1 protein-coding gene and 1 pseudogene are annotated in these 2,567 nt (G+C 74.3%); both read left to right on the top strand.

What is annotated here, in order from left to right:
- A pseudogene (locus tag ACFU8Q_RS40895) lies at window positions 1–559 on the top strand (serine protease); the annotation flags it as partial.
- Between the two features lie 293 nt (window positions 560–852).
- Window positions 853–2,567, top strand: a 1,715-nt coding sequence (locus ACFU8Q_RS40900; protein WP_384465128.1) for a serine/threonine protein kinase, incomplete at its 3' end; no start/stop codon positions are given.

Consider the following 2,567-nt stretch of genomic DNA (forward strand, 5'->3'; position numbering starts at 1 on the left):
GCTGCGCCCGCCGCGCCACCAGCTCCGGGCCTACCGCGACTGGCTGCTGGACGGCGGCACCCCGCCGGACCGGGCGGCGGGCGGGCTGCCCGGGGCCGCCGGGCCCACGCTCGCGGTGATCGGACTCGACGAGGACCGGGAGCCACGCCGACTGGTGCCGTTACTCGCCCGGGTGCGGATGCTCGGCTTCCGACTGCTGGTCGTCGTCCGGGACGGCACGGGCGACGGCGTGACCGAGGTGGCCCGGCAGCTGCTGGTGCCGGCCCTCGACGAACGGGCCACGGCACTCCTCGGCCGCGTCGAGTCCGCCGAACAGAACTGGGCCACGCTGAACGGCCTGGTGGAGTCCGCCTCGCTGCCCCCGTCACCCGGCGTCGACTCGGCCCGCCGCCGCCGGCAACTGGAGCGGCTGCGCGCCCTCGCCGAACCGCAGCAACAACTCGCCGCCCTGCGTGCCCTGTTACGCGAACTGGAGGCAGACCTGGACCGGCACGCCGGAGCCGGCCGGGCGGACGTTCCGGGGCCGCGCACCGACCGGGGACGGACGGAGCGGCGATGACGACTGACGACAACACAGCGAGGCGCGGTGCCGGGGCACGTGAGCCCGGTGTGATCCGAACGAGAAACCCCGGCTGCCCGCACCGCCGGTTCACCGGAGCTCCCTGCGGTGGCACCGTACAGTCCACCGGCTACTGCGACACCTGTGGCCGCTCCAGGAGGGACCCCGGCCTCCCGCCGTTGCCCACCGCCCCCGAGAGGTACGGGCCGGCCGGTCTGCTGGAGCTGCCCCCGCTCGAACCGAGCAGCCCCGGCCAACGGCTGGACGCCGCCGCCTCGCAGGCACGCATCCTGATGCGTTGCTCGGCCAAGTCCTGCCCCACCTTCTTCATCGCGCCGAACACCGCCGCCCCACCGCCGGACACGGGTTACTGCCCCAAGTGCGGCGCCCCGTACGCCTACCGGCCCGAACTCAGCGAGGACGGGCCGCTGCTCCAGGACCAGTACCGGATCCGCGGCCCCATCGCCCACGGCGGCCAGGGCTGGGTCTACCTCGCCGAGGACACCCACCTGGAGGAGTACGTCGCCGTGAAGGGGCTCCTCAACCGCTACGCGGAACGGGGCGCCGCCCAGGCCGACGAGGAGCGCCGCAGCCTCGTCGCCATCCGGCACGAACGCATCGTCCGCATCCGGGACTTCGTCAGCACCCGCGGCGCCGACGGCACCGTGTCCGGCGGCTACATCGTGATGGACGACGTCGGCGACCGTACGCTCTCCGCGGTCATCGAATCGACCCGGCAGGGCACCTTCGTCCTCGACATCGAACACGTCATCACCTACGGCTGTCAGATCCTCGAAGCCCTCACCCATCTGCACGGCATGGAATTCCTGTACGGGGACATGAAGCCGTCCAACGTCGTCCACCGGCACGACGGCATCAAGGTCATCGACCTCGGCGGGGTGCGCAGGAGCGGGGTCACCGAGCCGCCCCCCGTGATCACCCCCGGATTCGCGGCCCCCGAGACGGACCACGGCAGACCGCTGACCGTCGCCCACGACATCCACACCGTCGGGATGACCCTGGCCGAACTCGCGGGCTGGGCGGTCGGCGACGACGTACCCGGCCTCGGCATCAGCTCCTTCCGCCTGGTGGTGGAACGGGCCACGGCCCGCGATCCGGAACGCCGGTTCGCCACCGCCGGGGAAATGGCCGGCCAGCTCCGCGGCGTGCTGCGCGAGATCCGGGCGCTGCGCGGGAAACGGGACCAGCCCGAGCCCTCCGCCTACTTCACCCCGTCCACCGAACTGCTCGGCGCGCGGCTGGGCTCCGTACCCGACTACACGCACTGGCTGCGCCGCCCTCTCTACCGCCGCCACGAGACACCCGACGCCCCGGCGCTGGACGCCGGGCTGCCCACCCCCACCGAGATCGCCCGGCGGCTCCCGGTGCCCAGGCCCTACCCGCGAGACCCGGCGGCCGCCCGGTTCCTGGTCAGCAGCTACGACCCCGGCCGGCCGCTGACCCAGCCCGCCGAGGGGGAGCGGTCGGTGGAGATCTGCCTGCACAACGCCCGGCTGCTGCTCGGCCAGGAGGGCAGGGAAGCGCTGGCCGGGGCGCGCGAACAGGTGCAGGAGGCGAACGCCATACCGGGTCCCGGGCCGGTACGGCAGTGGCGGCTCAGCTGGCACTGGGGGCTCGTCGCGCTGCGCAGTGCCGATGTGCTGGACGACCGGCGGCAGCTGCTGGAGGCCGCCCTGGAGCACTTCGCGGCCGTCCACCGGGCGCTGCCCGGCGAGTACGCGGCGAAGCTGGCGCTCGCGTACGTCGCGGAACAGCTCGGCCCGGACCTCCCGGCGGGGGCGGCCCCGTCGGCGTACGAACTCTTCCGGGCCGTGCACGCCCGTAACCCCTCGCACGTCGGCGCCGCGCTGGGCCTGGCCAGGCTGGCCCTGGCACGCGGCGACCGGGAAGCGGCGGCCGGGGTCCTGGACCTGGTGCCCGACGAGTCGCGGGACCACGTCGTCGCCCGCGTGGCCGCGCTGCGCATCCGGGCGGCGCGGCTCACGAC

The organism is Streptomyces sp. NPDC057543 (assembly GCF_042801895.1).
Taxonomy (GTDB): domain Bacteria; phylum Actinomycetota; class Actinomycetes; order Streptomycetales; family Streptomycetaceae; genus Streptomyces.